Consider the following 20917-nt stretch of genomic DNA (forward strand, 5'->3'; position numbering starts at 1 on the left):
GATTATCCTTTACGAATTTAATTTAAATCTTTGTGTTACACAAAGTTCAATGCACGTTTCTGTAAAGTACTGTTAAATTTTGTCGAAATCAGTCTGACCGGAAGGCGTTTCTTTATTCTTCTACCGGGATCTGGATCTCCAGAACCTTTTCCTCTTCTTCGTTGGTCAGGGTGGCATCCACAATATAGATCTGCAAAATCGGTCCGCAGATCCGGTAATGCTTCTGATACAGATACTGTTTGATCTTTTCAAAGGACGGATGATATTTCTCAAGAAGACCATTTTTGTACATCATGCAGACATACTTTCCCGCCTGGATTTCCCGGACGTACTTGTTTCCTTCTTTTTCCGAATCCACCAGTACCATCGGGACAGCCGGAATCATCTCATCGCTTGGAATCAGGATCCTCTGATCTGAAAACACACCCATCCGGTCGGTAGCCAGAATCGGAATCTTCTCTTCCAGGCTCCCCTCCAGCTTCGTAAAGGCCATGGCGTGCTCTTCCCGGTCGCCGGACTCCCTGCCAAGAGTAATCATATGGCGTAACGGAAACTCCTCCTCGAAAACCGTCTCCATTTCCGGAAGGGAGAACAGACTCCGGACGAACTCCAGCTTTTCCTGCATGATCTCATTGAGCCGGATCTGCTCCTTAAGCCGTTCCTCAAACCTCTGCTGGTACGTTTTCAGCATCTCATAGGATTTCCTCAGGTTCCGGTTCTCGAAATATTCCTTGATCTCCTCCAGCGACATCCCCATCTCTTTGAGTTCCAGAATCGTCCCAAGCTTTTCATACTGCCGGATCGAGTAATACCGGTGTCCGCCGTCCGATACATAGACCGGTTTTAACAGCCCGATCCTGTCATAATGCCTCAGCGTCTCGCTTGTCGTATTTCGAAGCTTTGCAAGCTCCGAAATAGTCAGTACATATTTTCTCATTTTCCCGCTCCTTTCCATCTCTGTCATGACAACACTTCTAATAGAAAAAAAGAGTACTCTTCATCCAGCATGAAATGTACTCTTTGTCCTGTCTTTATTCTGCTTTTATGAGATCCTGCTTCTGATGCTCCATCAGCTCTCTCACCATCTGAGCCGACTTTTCCCCCTTGCTGCAGGCATGAATTTTGACGCAGCAGTCCGCCATCGGCTTGTCTTCCATCTCCATCCGGTAGCGGATCTCCGCAAGGATTTCGTCCTCTTTTACATCAACATCAATACCGGTCGTCCAGACGCCAAAGTGAAGCTGACCGTACGGAGTCTCATAACAGGTAAGGGTGCGCTTGTCCTTCTCAAAGAACAGTCCTCCTCTCATCTCTCCTGCTTTCATGATTTCAACGATCCGGTCTCCCGTAATTTTGATCTTGCTTTTTCCAATCTTTCGACCGCTTCCAGACGTCTCATCATACACGAAATAATGTTTTCCATTTTTAAAGAAATAATCAGCAGAAGTAAGCATTTCCACTGCTTCGGCATCCTCTGTCTTCTGTTCTCCATCGTCCATCATCTCCCACTGCATTCCTGTAATTCCAAGTAATATCTCTCTATCCATAATCATTCCCCGTCATGTTTAATATTCTTCGATATTGATCCGCTGGGTTGTGCGGATATCATAAGGAAGGATGGAATTTGCAAACTGCTTGAATTTGTCCGCCGTATCGCTTACGTAAAACTCATAGGAGCCGTTGGCACAGACCTGACCGCTCTCTTCTGCGCTGCTTTGCCCTTCATTGAGCAGATCCATCTTCCTGAGAAGCTTCTTAAGCTCCATCGCCGTCTCATAAGCAGGATTCACCAGCTGAATGCCGTCTCCCAGATATTTCATGATCCGGGATCTTAACAGCGGATAATGGGTGCATCCAAGAATCATTGTGTCTATATCCGTCTCTTTCATCGATGCCAGATAGTAATCGATGACCTCCTCCGCAATCTTGTGCTTTGCAAATCCTTCTTCCACAATCGGAACAAAAAGCGGACACGGCTTTCCGATCACTTCCACACCCGGAAGCATCTCCTTCATCACTTTGGAATACATCTGGCTCCGGATCGTCGCCTCTGTCCCGATCACGCCGATCTTTTTATTTCTGGTGGCCCGGACAGCCGCAGCGGCTCCCGGCACAATCACTCCCATAATCGGGATGTCGGTCTCCTCTTTCACCACATCCAGCGCCAGCGCACTGGCTGTATTGCAGGCGATCACAATAGCCTTGACATTCTTTGTCTGCAGAAACCGGATGATCTGCCGGCTGTAACGTATGATATTATCTTTCGATTTGCTTCCGTACGGCACTCTCGCAGTGTCCCCGAAATACACCATATTTTCGTCCGGAAGCTGCCGCATGATCTCTCTTGTTACTGTCAGTCCTCCCACTCCGGAATCAAACACGCCGACAGGCGCCGCCTTTTTATTGCTACTCACAGTCCATATCTCCTTTTTACCTTCTGTCCTATCATTGTACAATTTCTGTTTTTGCTTTTCAAGTATAAAAAAGCAGGGAGTACGCAATGCCCCCTGCTTTTTGGCTCTCCAAGGTAAATTAAAGAGAGAGTTCTTTTGCAATATCGTACTGATACTGCGGAATTCCCTTTTCCATTTCCAGTGCTTCGTCGATATCAAAGTCTACATATTCGCCGTGCTTGTAGCCTACGACACGGTTTGTCTTTCCTTCCAGAAGAAGATCCACTGCCTTTGCTCCCATGATGGACGCGTAGACACGGTCTTTTGCTGTCGGGCTTCCACCGCGCTGCATGTGTCCAAGAATCGTCGCTCTTGTCTCCATGCCTGTTGCCTCTTCAATCTCTTTTGCAAGGCCGACGGAGTTACCGACACCTTCTGCATTGATGATGATGTAATGCTTCTTTCCGCGTTTTCTGTTCAGCTTGATATCTTCGATGATCTTCTCTGCATTATAATCATGCTCTTCCGGAAGCAGAATTCTCTCTGCTCCGTTGGCAATACCGCACCACAGCGCAAGGTATCCCGCATCACGTCCCATAACCTCAACGATACTGCATCTTTCATGGGATGTAGAGGTATCACGTACTTTGTCGATGGCTTCCATCGCCGTATTCACCGCAGTATCAAATCCGATCGTGTACTCTGTACATGCGATATCCAGGTCAATCGTTCCCGGAAGACCGATCGTATTCACCCCGAGATTGGACAGCGCTCTTGCTCCTTTAAAGGAACCGTCTCCTCCGATTACAATCAGTCCGTCAATCTCATATTTCTTACAGATCGCTGCCGCTCTCTGCTGTCCTTCTTCTGTGCACATCTCCTGGCATCTTGCAGTCTGGAGAATCGTACCTCCGCGCTGAATCGTATCGGAAACATCGCGCGCGGACATATCAATAATATCTTCATTTAAAAGTCCTGAGTATCCTCTTCTGATTCCTCTGACCTTCAGTCCATTTCCAAGTGCTGTTCTTACAACGGCACGAATCGCCGCGTTCATTCCCGGCGCATCTCCACCACTCGTTAAAACACCTATTGTCCTGATTTCTTTTGCCATGATTCTTATACCTCCATTAGGTCATTCCCTGATTTCTGTATGTGTTTTCTGTGAATAGTTTAACCACCTAATATACTAAACTATTTATTTTCGTTTTTCAATATCTTTCCTATATCTTTGACTTTTCTACTACTTTTACCCGCTCTTTGCCAAAATAGTTCGTCAATCTGCTCATGAGTTCATCTGAGATATCCACATTCCGCCCCGCCGGAAGCTGTTTGACTGCCCGTTCTGCCTGACAGTAAATGAAGACTTTCTCCTCCCCTTCACTCATGTGGAGCATGGAGTAGACAAGCTGCTCTTCCTGAAGGAAGGATGCCTTATCGGGATACTGAATCCAGAGCTGTTTTTCTGTCTGCTCAAACGGAATGATCGTCTCACAGATCAACTTGCTGGCACTTTCGTCTTCTTCTGACACCCGGCCTCTTACGAACACCTTCCGGTCCACTTCCAGATACTGCTGATTCTTCTCGTAATCCCTCGGGAAAATCACGACCTCCACCGTACCAAGCAGGTCCTCGATGGTAATAAATGCCATCACCTTGTTGGTCTTCGTATATTTTATGGTGCGGGACGTAATCATACCGCCGATGGTTTCTTTGGCCCCGTCCCGGACTTTCGTATGTCCGGTCTCATCGTCATACTGGAAATCATGTGTCGTCGCCGTGATCGCTTTCTTCCACCGGTCCTCGTATTCCTCCAGCGGATGACCGCTGACATAGACGCCGAGCACTTCCTTTTCAAAGGCAAGCATCGTCTCCTTTTCGTATTCGCCCACATCCGGGAACTGAATATCAAATTCCTTTCTCTGATCCTCATCCACAATATCAAACAGGCTCATCTGTCCTGCCATGGAATATTTCTTCTCCTGATTGATCTGGTCAAGGATCTTAAGATAGACCATCATGTGCTGCTTTCTCGTCCCGGTAAAACAGTCGAAGGCCCCGGCTTTAATAAAGTTTTCAACCGTCCTTTTGTTGATGTCCTTGCCGGACATCCGCTCCGCGAAATCCCGGAGGTTTTTGAACTCTCCCCCGGCCTCTCTTTCCCGGATAATGTCATCGATCACGGACCGTCCGATACTTTTGATTGCCGCAAGGCCGTAACGGATATCGCCCCCGTCCACGGAAAAGTTGCCGTACCCTTTATTGATGTCCGGAGGCAGCAGTTTTATGCCCATCTCCTTACAGGTATAAATGTATTCCGCCACTTTCCCCGGATTATCGATGACCGAAGTCATCAGCGCCGCCATAAATTCTACCGGATAATAATATTTCAGCCATGCCGTCTCGTAGGAAACGACCGCATAGGCCGCCGCGTGAGACTTGTTGAAGGCATATTTCGCAAAATCAATCATCTCGTCGTAAATCTTGTTGGCCGTTTTCTCATCGATGCCGTTTGCCACGCATCCCGGCACGTTTTCCTCCGGATTGCCGTAGACGAAATTCTGGCGCTCCCGCTCCATGACATCGCCCTTTTTCTTTGACATGGCACGCCGCAGAATGTCGCTTCGCCCCAGCGTGTATCCCGCCAGATCCCGCACGATCTGCATAACCTGCTCCTGATAGACGATACATCCGTAGGTCGGTTCCAGAATCGGTTTTAACTGCGGACAGTCATAGGTGATCTGTTCCGGATGATTCTTTCCTTTGACATACTGCGGAATAAAGTCCATCGGTCCCGGACGGTACAGAGAAATCCCCGCAATGACGTCCTCCAGATTCCGCGGCTTTAATTCCTTCATGAAGCTCTTCATCCCTGCGCTTTCCAGCTGGAACACGCCGTCCGTCTTTCCGCTGCAAAGGGAATCGAAGACTGCCTTGTCATCATAGTCGATCCTGGACATGTCGATCTTCTTTCCGGTGCTTTGCCGGGCAAGCCTGGCCGCATTCTGAATGACGGTAAGGGTCCGAAGCCCAAGAAAGTCCATCTTCAGAAGTCCGAGCTCTTCCAGCGTCGTCATGGTAAACTGGGTCACCGGAGAATTGTCCGATCCAAGGGAGAGCGGCACATATTCATCGATGGACTTCTGACTGATGACAACCCCCGCCGCGTGCATGGACGTATGTCTCGGAAGACCTTCCAGACGCCTGCTCATGTCAATCAGTTCTCTTACCTGCTCATCCGTATCATACAGCTTTTTCAGCTCCGGATTCATCGTAAGCGCCCGGTCAAGCGTCATATTCAGCTCGGTCGGAATCATCTTTGCAATGCTGTCCACAAAGGCGTACGGAAGATCCATGACACGCCCCACATCCCGGATAACTCCCCGCGCCGCCAGGGTACCGAAGGTAACAATCTGTACCACACGGTCTGTTCCGTATTTTCTCGTTACATAATCGATAACCTCCTGCCTTCTCTCGAAGCAGAAGTCCACGTCGATATCCGGCATGGTGACACGCTCCGGATTCAGGAACCGCTCAAAGAGCAGGTTATACCGGATCGGATCAATGTTGGTAATTCCAAGACAGTAGGACACGATACTTCCCGCCGCGGAACCTCGTCCCGGTCCCACCATAATGTCATGATCCCGTGCATATTTGATGAAATCCCACACAATCAGGAAGTAGTCCACATACCCCATCGTGCGGATTGTATCCAGCTCATAATTCAGCCGCTCCACCAGTTCCTTGGGGCTTCCCGGATACCGGTCCTCCAGCCCGTCAAAGCAGAGCTTCTGCAAATATTCCCATGATGTATAGCCATCCGGCACATCGTATTTCGGAAGCTTGGTGACTCCGAATTCAATCTCCACATGGCAGCGGTCTGCGATTTTCTGCGTATTCTCAAGTGCCTGCAGGGCATACGGGAAGAGCCCCCGCATCTCCTCTTCACTCTTTACATAATACTGGCCGCCTTCGTAACGCATCCGGTTCTCATCAGAAAGCTTCTTTCCCGTCTGAAGACAAAGCAGGATGTCATGCGGCTTTTCATCCTCCGCATAGGTATAGTGGACGTCATTGGTAGCTACCAGCTCAATTCCCGTCTCTTCCGACAGACGAAGAAGACCCTGGTTGGCCGTCTGCTGCTCGCCCATCCCGTGATCCTGCAGCTCCAGGAAAAAGTTCCCTTTTCCGAAAATATCCTGATACTCGTATGCGGCTTTCTTGGCCTCTTCATAAAGACCCCTCACCAGATTCTTCTGCACCTCTCCGGCCAGACAGGCACTCAGAGCGATGATCCCGCCGCTGTACTGCCTCAAAAGCTCTTTATCCACACGCGGCTTGTAGTAATACCCTTCCGTAAACCCTCTCGATACAATCTTCATCAGGTTGTGGTATCCCTCATCATTTTCCGCCAGAAGGACAAGGTGGTAATACCGGTCATCATTGTGCCCTGCCTCACGGTCAAACCGGGAACCCGGAGCCACATATACCTCACATCCAAGGATCGGATTGATCCCCGCCTTCTTTGCTTCTTTATAAAAATCGATCACACCGTACATCACACCGTGGTCCGTAATGGCGGCACTGTTCATGCCGAGTTCCTTCACACGGGCGACATACTCCTTGATCTTGTTGGAACCGTCTAACAAACTATATTCTGTATGAACATGCAAATGTACAAAACTCATTGTGTTCCTCCTTTTCCGGTACCTATTATAGCAGAAAAAAAGGCATCGGAAAACAGGGGGAAAAAGAGATTTGTGATTATTGTAACTCCCTTTGCTTTGTGCTATGCTGTGAATGAGATTTCATGAAGGAGGACTTGATTATGGAACCATTAAAGATCGGACTTGTCGGACTGGGAAGCAGGGGGTATATGCTTTTAAAAGAGACCCTTTTATATATCCCGGAAATGCAGATTTCTGTCGTATGCGATGCTTATGAGGACAGAATCAAACAGGCACAGGACCTGATCGAAGAACGCTGCGGGCGCCGTCCTGCTGCTGAGCTGGATTATTCAGAAGTTCTGACCCGCTCGGATATTGACGCTTTGATTATCGCCACCTCCTGGGAGCACCACGTACCTGCTGCCATCCAGGCAATGAAAGCAGGAATCCCGGTAGGAATTGAAGTCGGAGGCGTATACAGTCTGGAAGAATGCTGGGAGCTTGTCCGGACTTACGAAGAGACAAAAACACCGTTTATGTTCATGGAAAACTGCTGTTACGGACGCCGGGAGCTGATGGCCCTGAATATGAAAGAGCAGGGTGTATTCGGAGATATCGTCCACTGCCGCGGCGGCTATATGCATGATCTGAGAAGCGAGGTTACCCGCGGAAAAGAAAACCGCCATTACCGTCTCAGAAATTATCTCAACCGGAATGCGGAGAACTATCCGACTCACGAACTCGGTCCGATCGCGCGGATCCTTGATATCAACCACGGAAACCGGATGCTCACTCTGACAAGCACCGCTTCCATCTCCAAAGGGATGAATGAATACGTGCGCCGGCACCCGGACTGCGACCAGTCCCTGCTCCACGCACGGTTTGCCCAGGGCGACGTCGTCAACACTGTCATCACCTGCGCCGGAGGGGAAACGATTCTGCTGACACTCGATACCTCTCTTCCACGCTACTACAGCCGTGATTTCACAGTCTGCGGCACAAAGGGCATGTATGAGGAAAAGACCGATTCCGTCTTCCTGGACGGACTGTATTCCATGGAAGAGGAATTCTTCTGGAACAAACACTGGGGAAACGCAAAAGAATATGAAGAGCAGTATGACCATCCGGTCTGGAAAGACTTCTTAAAGAGCGAAATCAAAGGCGGACACGGCGGCATGGACTACCTCGTCTTCCGTGAATTCGCACAGTGCATCCGCGACGGACGGCCTTGCCCGATCGATGTCTATGACGCAGCTTCCTGGATGTGCATCAGCGTCCTCTCCGAACAGTCCATCGCAATGGGCGGACATCCGGTTGCCATTCCGGACTTTACAAACGGGCGGTGGATGACAAGATAGACACCGTCGGACTACAGTAAATAGAAAGCAACCGGTGCATCTCATTCCATGGGATGTATTCCGGTTGCTTTTCGTATGCTTTATTCTTTACCGGATATGATATTTTACTCCTCTTCCGGCTCCCGTTTTTTCAATAATATGTTTCTTCAACAGCAGATTCAGACTGCGGATTGTCGAATCTTTTCCTGTTCCCGCAAGCTTTTCAATCTCACTTCTGCTCACGGTTCCCTTGTCCCGGATAATGTCCAGAATCTTCTTATCCTTTTCTGAGAGTTCCTCATCTGATGCGATTACCGGAAGTACCACCTGAATGGAATTCTCAAAAATCTGATAGGACGGTTTTTCCAATGCATTAGAATAAGACCGGTTAATTCTCATAATCCCCGTTCCAAACTTCTCAATATATTTCAGCCGGAAAAAAACATTTCCAAGAATCGGATTTCTGAGGACAGAAATCTGCCCATTCAAATATTCTTCCCGGCCAATTCCTGCCGGGAGCCCGCCAGGTGAGCTGATTTCGATTCTATCTTCAAACATACTGATTTTTATGGAAGCCCGGACATCCCATGCCCGATGTACCAAAGCATTTGCAATCGCTTCACGGAAGGCCTTCTCCGGTATCTTGTCAATTTGTTTTCTCTCAACGCCTTCTATTTTCTCATACTGATAGTACGTCTGAAACATCTCGATACAACTGCTTAACTGTGCCAAAACAGACATATGTTCAAACGTCGCCCTGTCCATGATCTCATCAATACTGCTTCCGAAGCGAATCATATCGATTCCCGGAAACTGATTTCTGTCAGCCAGTAAAGCTGCCGCATTATTGAATCCTCTTTTTTCCGAATAGAGTTCCAGCGTTTTCAGGATATCTTCATTCAGACTGGTAATTCCCAGACTTTCTTTTAACTCCTCTTCCAAACGGTCAAATGTCAGTTCCTGCATAGATGAAGGAAGTTCTTCGTAAGACTGATTTTGTCCCTCCAGAATCAGTCTTCCATATTCCAGGCGATCCACCTCAGTGGCAGCGGAATCATACCGCTTATACGCTTTTCCTTTATAAAGATAAGGTTTATAAGGACCCTCGCAGACGCTGAGAATAATTGTAGAATCTTCCCCAATCTCTATCGAATATTCCGGAACCGGTTTTATACTGTCATTAATCTTATTTTCCAGATTTAGACATGCTTCTTCCGGTTTAGAGATTCCTTTTACAGTTCCATCATCTGCAATTCCAAAAATGATCTTCCCACCACCATAATTTGCATATGCACTGATCGTTTTCAGAAATGTTCCTGATTCCATATTTTCTTTATATTCCAGCCTTTTATTCTCTCTCATCGCACATCACCTCTCCTATTATTATAAAATCGTCGCAATCATTTTGCAACGATTTTGTTTTGCGTTGCACTTCTTTGTACAACGATTCGTTTTGCGTTGCAAATCAATTGCGTCGATTCTTAAATAAAAGGATTTCCAGATCTACTGATTTTTCTACATCATGCAAAACTTTTTACATAAAGTTGCTCGACGATCACTTAGTTTCCCGGAGAAAAAATTGGAAGACTTTTCCTCTGTGGAATTCTTCCGATTTTTTATATTTTACCTTCTTAACAATCTTATTTTTCATCCAGTGTCTTGAGGTACCGTTCAACCAATTCTACTACCTCTTTCGCTGTTTCCAACTGCTCTTTTGCATCTTCTATTGAAATAATATAAAAGTCATCGTAATCGCTGGCATGTCGAACTTCTTGTGCCCTGCTGATTTTTCTACTGATTTCTTTCGGAAATACACCGGTATGGACAAAATCCTCCTTCCCGGATGTTTCTCAATTTCAATTATAGTATATACATTCTGCATACCAAAAATCAACCGCAGCAGGCTAAATCCTGCTGCGGTTTCCCCAATATTTCCTATAACTCTGTAATATCCAGATTGCCGATCTTCCCATCGTTCACTTCTGCTCTTCCCTGAATTTCCTGCGGCGTATCTCCCACATTCATGCTGACGCGGAATTTATACGCTTCGTTATCTTTCGTGATTTCTGTTTCAGAAATCTCCCACATCTCGTCTGCCGTATACAAGTCCAGCATATAGCCAAACAGTCCATTCTGGAAATCATCCATGCCATTTGAATCCAGATAGGTGCTGTATGCTTTTTCAAATTCTTCCGACGCCTGCTGCGCTTTTCCCGCCGTTTCTTTCTGTGTCTGCTGATCTACACCCAGCCCTATGACGGACGGCGAATCCATGACTGCCTGATACAACTTTGCATTTTCTTCGCTCTTGGTGAATGTCTGATTCAGAAACTCCTTTACGAGCTGTTCCTCCTTGTCCGGTCTAAGAAAAGCAACCGACATACCAAGGCAGACCAGAAGTGCTGCAGCTACTATCGTATAAATATACTTTCTTTTCATAAGCTCTCCTTTCTGAACAGGAAGCCCCTGTTCGGAGCACAAGATCTTACTTTTTCCCTATTCTTTCTCAACATGTTTCCAGATATTCCAGTCCATCACCTGACAGGCAGCTGCCCACACCAGAATCCAGATCAGATAGATCATTCCAAGATATCCAGCAAACTGCAGTGTTTCCTGCATGGTATACAGCCTTGCCTTTGCAGTCAATGCCGCGAAGATAACTCCTCCCGTGATCCCGGACAGCACCGGTATGAGTACAAACATCCGGATCTGATACCGGAGCTTGGCTTTTCGTTCCTTCTCGTGCATTCCAAGACGTTTCAGGAAGATATTCTCCCACCGCCAGTTATCTTCTTCCGACTTAACTTTTACAAAGAACTGAAAGACTCCGAGAATCATCAGTACCAGCAAAATGAATCCATTTCCCATTCTCGTAAAAAAGATTTCCGACTCTGTATTGACGATCATTTGAGATTTCACATAAAACGGCTGGATATTATTGTCCCATACCGTGTCAAAATCCTGCTCCTCGTTCAGATATTCCAGATCCGCCGCTGCCTGATCCACAAGGGCATCATCCAGATTCATACAGAAGAGTGTTGTTGGTCCCTCTGTAAGATTCTCCGGATGCCGGACTGTGTACATCCGCCACTCTTCTCTCGTCATCTTCTGTCTCGTCTCCCAGTTTTTCCTGTTATACGCCGTGATCCGGTCATAATTTTCCTGAAAATACGAATCTGTCAACACGATCAGATTATCCTGCATTCCCTGGTGAAAGCTTCCGGTCAGGCTGGCTCGCTCTTCGCCTGCGATGGTTCTGACCGGAAAGAATCTGCGAAAATCATCCGGATTATAATATTCCAGAGGCTGGCCGAACCTTAAATGCTTTTCCAGACGTCCGGTATCCCAGTCAATCGTATGTGCCTTGACAGACAGATCCTGCTGATACACTACATGCAGCTCCTCGCCCTGCAGTGAAAGCTTTTTCGGCTCTTTTCCCACAAACTTCCGCATCTGCTGATAGGTGCTTTCCGAAATGGCAATCTGCTGTCCCTGCGGCCACTGGATTGGTCTGGTTGTCCTTCTCCACGGCTTGATTTTATCGCTCCCGTAGATGGAAGTCATCCGAAGCATCGGATACTGCGTAACCCGGGCTTCGTACCTGTCCGCAATCGCTTCCAGCTTCTCAAGCTCCGGTTCATATGCCGTCACCACGATATCATACGGGTACATGGACGGAATCTTCTGCGGAATACATGCCCCCGCCATCGGCGCCGCAAACATCCCAAGCGCAAGGAACTGAATCACTGCCAGAAGAAACAGACGCTCTATATTACTCTCAAACTTGTGATAAAACAGGTTCCTTTTCAAAAGACCGGTATCATATCTATGCTTTCTCTCCCGTATCCGCATCCACAGTGCTGTTCCGCCGGAAAGCAGAAGGAACATTGCCACAACCGTCAAAATATGGATAAACCTGCTCTCCGCCCATTCTCTGACCGAATACCATCCCACCGCCAGAGCTGCCAGAAACACTCCTCCTGCAATCCAAAGACTGATTCCTTTCCTCAACCGTTCTTCCTTCTGTACATCCTCATTTCTGTCCACGGACTGTCCCAGGTCAATGAAGTTTTCCTGATTAAAAGCCAACGACAATCCCATCAGAATCAGGAAAGAAATCAGTCCGATGAGAAAATAGTTTCCGGTAACGACTTCCGGAAATACCGCTCCGCCCGGGATCCCTTTTTGCAGCTCCATCCGCATTGCAGAAGCTCCTGCCGCCCCTGCTCCCAAACCAAACACTGCGGCGACAAGCACGCCCGTCCAGAATTCCAGCAGAAACTGCATGTAGACTGTCCGCCGTCTGATTCCCAGAATAACAAGCAGACGGAAATCCTTTTTCGCTTCTTTGATATACCAGGCACTCATCATTGTCATCATCACGAGGTGTAAAAGGATCAGAATCAGCCCAAGACTCCGGAACAGACCATACAGCCCGTCCCCGGTAATGGAACTCTCCATCTCATAGGTATCTTTCATGATTCCATACATGGAAAAGACGATAAAGAGGCTCGCTGCTGCAAAAGCTTCCGAAGCAATCATCAACACCTGCACCTTTATTCTGGACCGGAACATCCTGCGGATCACCTGATAAAATTCCTTCGGGTACTTCCCCGGAAAGTAATTCGCCTTCTTCCGGTGCTGTCTGTCGATCTTCTCTTTCTCCCGCGCTGCAATCACTTCTTCCTCGGTGTCTTCCATTGTTTCCTAACACCGGCAGTATAAAAACTCAATTCCCCCGATGAAAGTAAACAGGCAGTATACAAGCATCATGCCCGCTATATCCGTCTTGCTGAAATCATCCGGAGAAATGGGCAGCACTGACACAACAAAAATAGAAATTCCCAGCCAGCACAGCGTCTTTGCAGAAAGCTTTTCCAAAATGCCAAGACTTTTATTACGGATCATAAGGATAAAACGGATCAGATAAAGCAGGGCCGGCACCATGCAGAGCATCAGCAGAATATACCGGATCTGAAATCCCGTATCCACTATCATAGTGAAAATCACCATCGCGCCGCATGTCTTCCCCTCTTTCAGTATGATGGGACAAAACAAAAACAGGAAAACCTGTACGACACTTACAATCAGGCGGCACCACCAGATCTTTTGCTGATATTTCGATCTCTTCTTCATAACACCTTCACCTCCAGCCTTCCCCGGCCTCGTATGAACTTTTTATCCTCTTGATTTACTCACCATCGGTCTCACCTCTTACCAAAAACAGATTTCTGTTTACAATGTTTTTTCGTCTCTAATTTGTCTAAATAATAACATTCAGACTATTCATTTTCAATATCTTTGCACTCTATTTTCATTAATTTTTGTGACATTTTTTACAACGCAATTACAAAACGGATACGCACAAATCGCGTATCCGTCGAATCTTTAGTCATTGACTTTTCCTCGTTTTCAAAAACTGCTTGTAAATATCTTTTCCCATATTACAGATCTGCCATCCGGCTGATAATCTCCTGATAAAATTTCTCCTGATTGTCTCCCCGGTTAAGGGTATCCAGAATCACCCCGTCTTTTAAAAGAATGATCCGGCTGCAGTTGCTTGCCATCTGCGGATCATGTGTTACCATAACGATGGTCTTTCCGAACTCCCGGTTGATCCGGTTCAGAGCGTCGATGACGATCTTCCCGGACTTGGAGTCCAGGTTCCCCGTCGGCTCATCCGCCAGTACCAGATCCGGGTCGTTGATGAGCGCCCGGCAGATCGCCACTCTCTGCTTCTCCCCGCCGGACAGTTCGTATGGATTCTTCTTGAGCAGATGGGTGATCTCAAACTGATCTGCATATTTCTTCGCCGCCTTTGTCATGACATCCACTTTTTCTTTTCCGAGGATCATCGGCAGCATGATATTTTCTTCCACGGACAGACTGTCCATCAAATAAAAATCCTGAAAGATAAATCCGATCTTGGTCCTTCGGATGTCCGCCAGCTTATCCCTGAAAAGATCTGTGGTATTCTGCTCCATGAAGAAAACCTCTCCATCCGTCTGCTTGTCGATCATGCCAAGTACCTTCAGAAGAGTCGTCTTCCCGCACCCGGATTTTCCCATGATGCCAACAAACTCTCCTTCCTCCACGGTAAAATTCAGTCCTTTCAGGACTTTAATATCATCCTCGCTCTTTTTAAAGGACGACTTCTGATAATTCCGAATCAAATCTTTTACTTCCAGTACATGCATTACCCCTGTTTCCTCCTCTCACGTTTTAATCTGCGGATCACATACCATCCGAATAACTGCTGGATTAAATATACTACCACTAAATATGCGATCATAATCGCCGCCCAGTACTTCCAGAATTCGGTTCCGACTCCGTCGCCTCCACCGGTATTCTGCTGATACAGATAGGAACATACATACAGCACGCCCATGACAAATGCCGCTCCTGCCGAAATCATCGTCAAAATCTTTGTCTCAAACCGGATATTCTTTCGCTGCTCCTTTTCTTTCATTCCCATATAATTCAGGAACTCATACCGCCGTTTGAAAGATGTCATCTCCGACAGGTTCTTCAATGCCACAACGAAAAATCCGCTGAGCAGAAGGGTCGCCATCAAAAACAGCTTGCTGGACAGGCTGAATACCGCACGCATCCGCTGTCCCTTCAAAAACTCATCCGTATTGTACAGACTGTTCTCCATCATTACTTCATTCTTATTTTTGATTCCATTGGCATCATTATATGCAGTCAGTTCTGTGTATGCATCCGCTCTTTCCCTCGCCGGGAAAGTAAACAGGTAAAGCTCGGAAGCTTCCGTCTTGTCCCTCCGCACTTCCTGCCACCGTTCTTCAAAGAACTCATCGGAAAAAATAACCATGTTTTCATGGTACTGATCCAGCGAATACTGTCCGATAAGACTCTGGGTGAAAGCTTTCGTCAATTCGTAATGATACGGTTTCCCTTCCTCTGTATTCTTCAGCATGACCATATTAAACTCTGGATCATAATTTCCTACAAACACATCTTCATACAAATCATGACTGTCCCAGTTCGTTATATCTTTTTCCTTCCGAAATTCCGCATCCTCCATGCCAAACCAGATCTCGCGTCCTTCCAGATCACAATCTTTTCCCGTCAGTTTTTGATATGTGGAGGCGGACACGCCGATCTGCTGTGCTGTATAAGCGGTTGTGACACGCAGCATCGGAAACTCTGTTACGGTACCGTCATATTTTTCAGCCAGTTCTTTTGCATACTCTTTGTCCTCTTCCCTTGCAATCCATACACTGTCATACGGATAGTTCTCCCGGTACCTATCAAGGGGCAGGAGGCTGGAAATTTCCACTGTCAGATAGGTCAGAGCAAAAAAGTGAATCACTAACAGAAGGATCAGGATCATCAAATTATTCTGGAATTTACTGTACAACTGGTTTAGCTGAAAAATATGGCGCAGATAAGATTTTTTCCGTTTCCGAAACCGCTCCAGCACCCACGCCAGTCCAAACACGACAATCAGTACCATGCCTGCCGGAAAGACCGCATGGGACGTCAGATACATAGAATCCGAACCCTGATACATGTCTTCCCCAATCACAAGAAGAACAATACCCAATACAACCAGCAGAAGCCACCGCCCGCTGACCGGACGTTTCTCATTCTGCTCTGCGGACGACATGAAGGCGCTCATATCCTTCCCGTCCATCCACGTAATCAGCGCCACGAAAACAAGCGCCATAATTCCGATACTCAGACCGCAGGCATTTCTCAGAATCTTCCAGTCAAATGCCGTGATCTTGATAAACTCCGGATAGATACCCCGGATCCAGTACTGGATGCCGTATAACAGCCCGATTCCAAGCAGAATCCCCAGAATCAGGGAAAGCACACATCCTGCCACATATTCAGTCAGCATCATGAGATAGGAGGTTCGTTTCCTCATGCCAAGAATAATAAAGGTGGAATAGTCCTTCATCCGAAGCTGAATATAGTGCTTCATAGAAAAAACCATCAGCAAAACAGTGATGACGGTAATGAGTCCGGCTGCAATCTTGAAGTCCATTTTCAGTGCCGCTGCCGTCACCTTATCTGTAATTGCTTTTGTTACAATGTCATTCATGCCCCAGAATGCGATCATCTCCGCCACCGCAACAATGTTGCTGATGAAAAATAAAATGTAATTATGTAGATTACTTTTAAAATTTTTGAGAATAATTTTATTAAACATTATCTTTTCCCCCAGCCCATAAAATATAATATATTAATATTTGAATATATTTTATCACGGCATATATTGTCTTATCAATACCCGCCCCCCCATTCAAAATTTTCTGTTTTTTCCAAGTTACACTAACGGGAATCTCACCTCTCTATCTGGTTCGCGGCAATAGAAGATCCTCAAGAATCTTTTTCTCCCGAAATACCCTGGAACCTATGAAAAATCCATATACGAGGAAAATAGCTAAAATCCCTATTGCTTGATCTTCCAGCGAACTCGATGGTGCGGACTCTGCAACAGAAGGAAAGAGTGTACCTATCATTGCATTATTCAGGAAATGAATTGCTGTGCAAATCCAAATATTCTTTGTTTTTAAGTAGACATATCCCATAAAGATACCGATCAACACACAACAAGCGATTTGATGAAGAAGCTCCTGCAAAAGTGTTGATGACGGATAGCGAAACAAATACAGAGGCAAATGCCAGACACCCCATATCATTCCTGTCAAAATCAGTCCCTTTTTCATCCCAAACTGTTTCTGCATCCTTGGCTGCAGAAAACCGCGCCAACCGTATTCTTCTCCGAAATATGGAAGAAACACACAGAGGAAAAAAAAGGGCAGTCGAAGAAGAGCCGAAGGAAAATGACTATATAATTCTATAAAATCCAAAAATGCGTGACGGTTTCCGGAAAAATAGTCAAAAACAGTTTGGATGAAATAGTTGCCTGCCTGAAGAATCAGAAATAAAAACAAATAAAAAAGTATTGTTTTGATCTTTGTTTTACACAGCAGCCCATAGGCATCTTTTGTCTCTGCCGGTTCCAGAAAAAGAGCAAGATCAAAAAATACTATACCGGTCAAAACCAATATTGGACTCACAGTTTGACTTAAGGATACCGGAAGAAGCACACTTTCCAAGACAACAGCGATCAAAAACAGAATATCTGCTGCAAAAAAAGCTCTGCACACATATTTCGGGAATGGCTGCGTCTGTCCCGCCAAAATCCGGAAGACTAAAAACGCTGCCGTAGCCGGAATCATCATTTGAAAGGTTTCTAACCCAGATAGCGGTTTGTGAAAGTACGAAGCAAGCCCCATACCTACCCCCTCCCCTATAGTAAGGATAATTAAAAAAAGCAAAAATAAAGGCAGCGGTTTCTGACGGCGTAAAAATTTCATATAATCACCCCTCTTTTTAAAAATAATTATAGAACAATTACATTACGGTAAATTGCGCTAATAAATAATATCAAATTTCTTTTTTACAGTTCTACTTTTAGCCCTGGTTCTTATCCATGACACCAACCTCCTGTCAAATTCTGGGTTTCTTTTTATTGATTTTAGTATATCACACCCCCATCTTCTTATCTACATTGCCGGATTTCGTCTCAAGGTTGTTTTCTGTACAACGGAACCCGTGATCTATCACTCTTTTTTTGATATCATGTTTCATCGCCAGATAGATCCCAAGCCAAATTGTGGCATATATCAGGTACACAATGCCAAGAGTCATTGCGTATTCCATACCCTCTTCCCCGGTAAATAATCTTGCCTTTCCTGTAAGTGCAGCAAACAGCGCTCCACCGATCAACGCCTGAACTAATGGCAGAAGAATGAAAAAGCGGAGCTGAAATACAATTTTTTCCCATCTGTCTTTCTGCTTCATTCCCAGCTTTTCCAAAAAGTCATTCTCCCATTTCCAATTTCTTTCCTCTTCCCTGACAAACAGAACATATTGAAAGACTGCCATCATCAGCAGGATCAGCAAGATAAACCCGTTTGCTGTCCGGGTCAGAAGGATTTCTGATTCCGTATTTTGGATCATCTGTGTCTTCTCATAGAAAGGCTGGATCGAACGGTCCCAAAGCTGATCAAACCGGTTTTTCTCTTTCAAATATTCCATCTGCTCTGCGACTTGCTTTTCTGTTCCATCTGGGACATTTATACAAAGTAGCATGGTAGGTCCTTCCGTCAGATTGCCTGTGTGAGTTCCGGTATAAAGAATCCACTCTTCCTCTGATGCATGTTCCCGCTCCGCCCAGTGTTCCTGATTGTGGGATGTGATTTTCTTCCATACTTTTTCAAAATATTCATCAGACAGGACAATCAGATTCTCCTGCTTTCCCTGCTGAAAACTTCCAATCAGACTGTCCTTCTCTTCGCTTACAATCCGACGTTTCGGAAAGGCTTTTTCATAGTCTACCGTATCATAATACTGTAAAGGCTGTCCAAAACGCAGGTGCTTTTCGATCCTGGTCGTATCCCAGTCAATGGTATTAGTCTTGACGGAAAGATCCTGCTGATAGACGACATGCATATCCTCCCCGGAAAGTGCCAGATTGTTTGCTTTCTTTCCCATCCTCTCCCGCATCTGGTGATAAGAAGTCTCGGAAATGGCGATATGCTGTCCCTGCGGCCATTGCACCGGGCGCGGGCCTGCCCACGATGGAATTTGATCGCTTCCATATAAGGATGTCATTCTCACCATCGGGTACTCGATGACATCAGCTCCGGCTTTTTTTACGATCTGTTCCAGCTCCGGAAGATCTGACTCATACGCCGTACATACAAGATCATACGGGTACATGGTTTCTACATTCTGCTTCATCATCGAACTGATAAATGCCGGTGAAAACATCGACAGAAGTAAAAACTGAATAATCGAGAGGTAAAACATCACCCAGGCATTCTTCCAAAAATGGTAATACCATGTATGCCACCGGAACAATCCCTGATAATATGCTGCCCGGCATTTTCGTCTTTTCAGCCACAGTCCCATTCCCGCCATGAGAAGACCGAGGATTCCAAGTACCGGAAGGACGTAAACCACTTTCATCTCTGCCCATCCCCGGATGGAAAACCACTTCATTCCAAGGACATAAAAGAAGATTCCAAGGATAACCACAAACACCAGATTTCGTTCCGGTCGTCGCTCCTTTATCTTTTCTTCGGTCAGATTGGTCGAATTTCCAAGAGCGATAAAGTTTTCCTGATTGAACCCAAGCGCCAAAAGCATCAAAACAAGGTACACCAGAAATCCTGTCAGAAACCGGGAAACACTCACCACTCCCGGCAGATCTACACTTTTAGGAAAGCTTTTCGCAAATGACATTCTCATAAAGACCGATCCCAGAGCTCCAGCCGGGATTCCTATGAGCGCACCGATCAGAAGATTACCGAAAAACTCCGCAAGAAAAATACGATACGCCGTATTCTTCCGGATTCCAAGGATCACCATCAGACGATATTCCTTCTTCTGCTCCTTCATATACCAGGAAGTCACCAGGGTCATCATCAAGACACTCAAAATTCCTAAAATCAGTGCCAGACTTTTGAACAGTCCATGGATGCCTTCCCCGAACATGACGCTCACCAGGGCAGTATGCGTTTCCCCTTTTCCTCCGTAGAGCTGATTTGTCATCTGATACATGGCAATAACGATGTAGCAAATTGCGGCAAGCATCGCCCCTGCCATAATGAAAACTGCCTGATCTTTCCCCCGGTACCGGAGGTTCGCCCGAATGACCTGATAAAATTCTTTTGGATATTTTCCCGGAAAATAGTCTGCCTTCTTTCGGTGAGCTTTTTCTCTTCGTTCTTCTTCCTGAATCGTCTCGTACCGTTCGTTGATTTCTTCCTGCTGCTCCAAATATTTTACACTCAAAAATTCCACTATGGAAACGATGATATAATACAGCGGAAAATTAACATAAAGTGTCAGATCCATCGTATTAGTGATGACCGCGAGCATTCCTCCATACACCACCAGACTCACTACAGGCAGATAGGAATACCATCCCTGTCTCTTTCCCCGCAGGATGAAAACTATCCGGATCACCGACGCCATCACAAAAAGCGAAGTCAGAACAAAAATCAGATATTCCGGGTGGAATCCGTCTTCTTGCATCATCCTGACAGCCATTTTCGGCCAATAAAGCGATGCCCCTGGGGCACGGAATTTCATAAAAAACAAAGGCAACACCGCAAGAATGCCTCCGCCAAGCTGTATGCACCTGATCCACTTGCTTTTTCTATCTGTCTTCATCTTTTCCCCACCTCTCCTAATTTCCCTTAAGGAAAGAGAGGCATTATGATAATCCACTGCCTCTCTCTTAAATCTAAAATGAATTATTGCTCACGTTTTTACCCTACTATAATTTACAGATAATACGATTTCAATATTTTGTCCTTGACTTTGGTTTTTCTGTCCTCTAATTTCCATTTTTCTTGTTATTAAAATTGTTTTAAAGATATTACAAAATTCTACTAGAATAATCGTTTATAAGATTCAGTTTTTAAACATAAAAATTAACTTTAGACATATCAGTACTTTTCTTTTTTTG

General features: G+C 46.0%; 14 protein-coding genes and 1 pseudogene. 1 reads left to right on the forward strand and 14 read right to left on the reverse strand.

The genetic code is table 11. The features are described 5' to 3' along the window. Positions 1-112 precede the first annotated feature (112 nt). From Selli1_RS10995 to Selli1_RS11015, 5 genes are all read right to left on the reverse strand, one after another. The gene (locus Selli1_RS10995; protein WP_281873014.1) at positions 113-937 is read right to left on the reverse strand and encodes a MerR family transcriptional regulator; all 825 of its coding nucleotides are present in this window, start codon (positions 935-937) and stop codon (positions 113-115) included. A 94-nt stretch (positions 938-1031) separates the two neighbouring features. Beyond that, the gene (locus tag Selli1_RS11000) at positions 1032-1547 is read right to left on the reverse strand and encodes a YwiB family protein (protein ID WP_158099304.1); all 516 of its coding nucleotides are present in this window, start codon (positions 1545-1547) and stop codon (positions 1032-1034) included. 18 nt (positions 1548-1565) lie between these two features. Then, positions 1566-2414, reverse strand: a complete 849-nt coding sequence (gene murI / locus Selli1_RS11005; RefSeq protein WP_087167113.1) for a glutamate racemase — start codon at positions 2412-2414, stop codon at positions 1566-1568. A gap of 118 nt (positions 2415-2532) precedes the next feature. Then, positions 2533-3507 carry a 6-phosphofructokinase gene (gene pfkA / locus Selli1_RS11010; RefSeq protein WP_087167112.1) on the reverse strand — a complete coding sequence of 325 codons (975 nt, stop codon included), beginning with the start codon at positions 3505-3507 and terminating at the stop codon, positions 2533-2535. 109 nt (positions 3508-3616) lie between these two features. Next, positions 3617-7081, reverse strand: a complete 3465-nt coding sequence (locus Selli1_RS11015) for a DNA polymerase III subunit alpha (protein ID WP_281873015.1) — start codon at positions 7079-7081, stop codon at positions 3617-3619. Positions 7082-7221: 140 nt separating this feature from the next. Here Selli1_RS11015 and Selli1_RS11020 point away from each other — a divergent pair, with 140 nt between their 5' ends. Continuing rightward, a complete protein-coding gene (locus Selli1_RS11020) occupies positions 7222-8418 on the forward strand; it encodes a Gfo/Idh/MocA family protein (protein WP_281873017.1) in 1197 nt (398 codons plus the stop codon). An 87-nt stretch (positions 8419-8505) separates the two neighbouring features. Here the strand turns inward: Selli1_RS11020 and Selli1_RS11025 are convergent, their stop codons facing one another. The 9 genes and pseudogenes from Selli1_RS11025 to Selli1_RS11060 form a co-directional block, all read right to left on the reverse strand. Then, on the reverse strand, positions 8506-9759 hold the full coding sequence (locus tag Selli1_RS11025) for an ATP-binding protein (RefSeq protein ID WP_281873018.1): 1254 nt from the start codon (positions 9757-9759) through the stop codon (positions 8506-8508). A gap of 278 nt (positions 9760-10037) precedes the next feature. Continuing rightward, a pseudogene (locus Selli1_RS18695) lies at positions 10038-10211 on the reverse strand (HEPN domain-containing protein); the annotation flags it as partial. Between the two features lie 121 nt (positions 10212-10332). Next, positions 10333-10836, reverse strand: coding sequence for a hypothetical protein (locus tag Selli1_RS11030; RefSeq protein ID WP_281873019.1), 504 nt, complete (start codon positions 10834-10836; stop codon positions 10333-10335). A 57-nt stretch (positions 10837-10893) separates the two neighbouring features. Continuing rightward, on the reverse strand, positions 10894-13098 hold the full coding sequence (locus Selli1_RS11035; protein WP_281873020.1) for an FtsX-like permease family protein: 2205 nt from the start codon (positions 13096-13098) through the stop codon (positions 10894-10896). A gap of 6 nt (positions 13099-13104) precedes the next feature. Next, entirely contained in the window at positions 13105-13533 is a 429-nt protein-coding gene (locus tag Selli1_RS11040) for a hypothetical protein (protein ID WP_281873021.1), read from the reverse strand. A 308-nt stretch (positions 13534-13841) separates the two neighbouring features. Then, positions 13842-14594, reverse strand: coding sequence for an ABC transporter ATP-binding protein (locus Selli1_RS11045; protein ID WP_281873022.1), 753 nt, complete (start codon positions 14592-14594; stop codon positions 13842-13844). Continuing rightward, entirely contained in the window at positions 14594-16579 is a 1986-nt protein-coding gene (locus Selli1_RS11050; protein WP_087167104.1) for an FtsX-like permease family protein, read from the reverse strand. Before Selli1_RS11050 ends, Selli1_RS11045 begins: the two co-directional genes overlap by 1 nt. A 142-nt stretch (positions 16580-16721) precedes the next feature. Next, a complete protein-coding gene (locus Selli1_RS11055) occupies positions 16722-17753 on the reverse strand; it encodes a CPBP family intramembrane glutamic endopeptidase (RefSeq protein WP_087167103.1) in 1032 nt (343 codons plus the stop codon). Between the two features lie 169 nt (positions 17754-17922). After that, positions 17923-20619 carry an FtsX-like permease family protein gene (locus tag Selli1_RS11060; RefSeq protein WP_281873023.1) on the reverse strand — a complete coding sequence of 899 codons (2697 nt, stop codon included), beginning with the start codon at positions 20617-20619 and terminating at the stop codon, positions 17923-17925. Positions 20620-20917: the final 298 nt, after the last annotated feature.

Origin of the sequence: Sellimonas catena (assembly GCF_027924685.1) — a bacterium.
GTDB classification, from domain to species: Bacteria; Bacillota; Clostridia; order Lachnospirales; family Lachnospiraceae; genus Sellimonas; species Sellimonas catena.

Coding starts and splice junctions, on each gene's coding strand:
- Selli1_RS11035 (WP_281873020.1), bottom strand. CDS start 13,098: ATGGAAGACACCGAGGAAGAAGTGATTGCAGCGCGGGAGAAAGAGAAG.
- Selli1_RS11060 (WP_281873023.1), bottom strand. CDS start 20,619: ATGAAGACAGATAGAAAAAGCAAGTGGATCAGGTGCATACAGCTTGGC.
- Selli1_RS11015 (WP_281873015.1), bottom strand. CDS start 7,081: ATGAGTTTTGTACATTTGCATGTTCATACAGAATATAGTTTGTTAGAC.
- Selli1_RS11025 (WP_281873018.1), bottom strand. CDS start 9,759: ATGAGAGAGAATAAAAGGCTGGAATATAAAGAAAATATGGAATCAGGA.
- pfkA (WP_087167112.1), bottom strand. CDS start 3,507: ATGGCAAAAGAAATCAGGACAATAGGTGTTTTAACGAGTGGTGGAGAT.
- Selli1_RS11055 (WP_087167103.1), bottom strand. CDS start 17,753: ATGAAATTTTTACGCCGTCAGAAACCGCTGCCTTTATTTTTGCTTTTT.
- Selli1_RS11045 (WP_281873022.1), bottom strand. CDS start 14,594: ATGCATGTACTGGAAGTAAAAGATTTGATTCGGAATTATCAGAAGTCG.
- Selli1_RS10995 (WP_281873014.1), bottom strand. CDS start 937: ATGAGAAAATATGTACTGACTATTTCGGAGCTTGCAAAGCTTCGAAAT.
- Selli1_RS11040 (WP_281873021.1), bottom strand. CDS start 13,533: ATGAAGAAGAGATCGAAATATCAGCAAAAGATCTGGTGGTGCCGCCTG.
- Selli1_RS11050 (WP_087167104.1), bottom strand. CDS start 16,579: ATGTTTAATAAAATTATTCTCAAAAATTTTAAAAGTAATCTACATAAT.
- Selli1_RS11020 (WP_281873017.1), top strand. CDS start 7,222: ATGGAACCATTAAAGATCGGACTTGTCGGACTGGGAAGCAGGGGGTAT.
- Selli1_RS11000 (WP_158099304.1), bottom strand. CDS start 1,547: ATGGATAGAGAGATATTACTTGGAATTACAGGAATGCAGTGGGAGATG.
- Selli1_RS11030 (WP_281873019.1), bottom strand. CDS start 10,836: ATGAAAAGAAAGTATATTTATACGATAGTAGCTGCAGCACTTCTGGTC.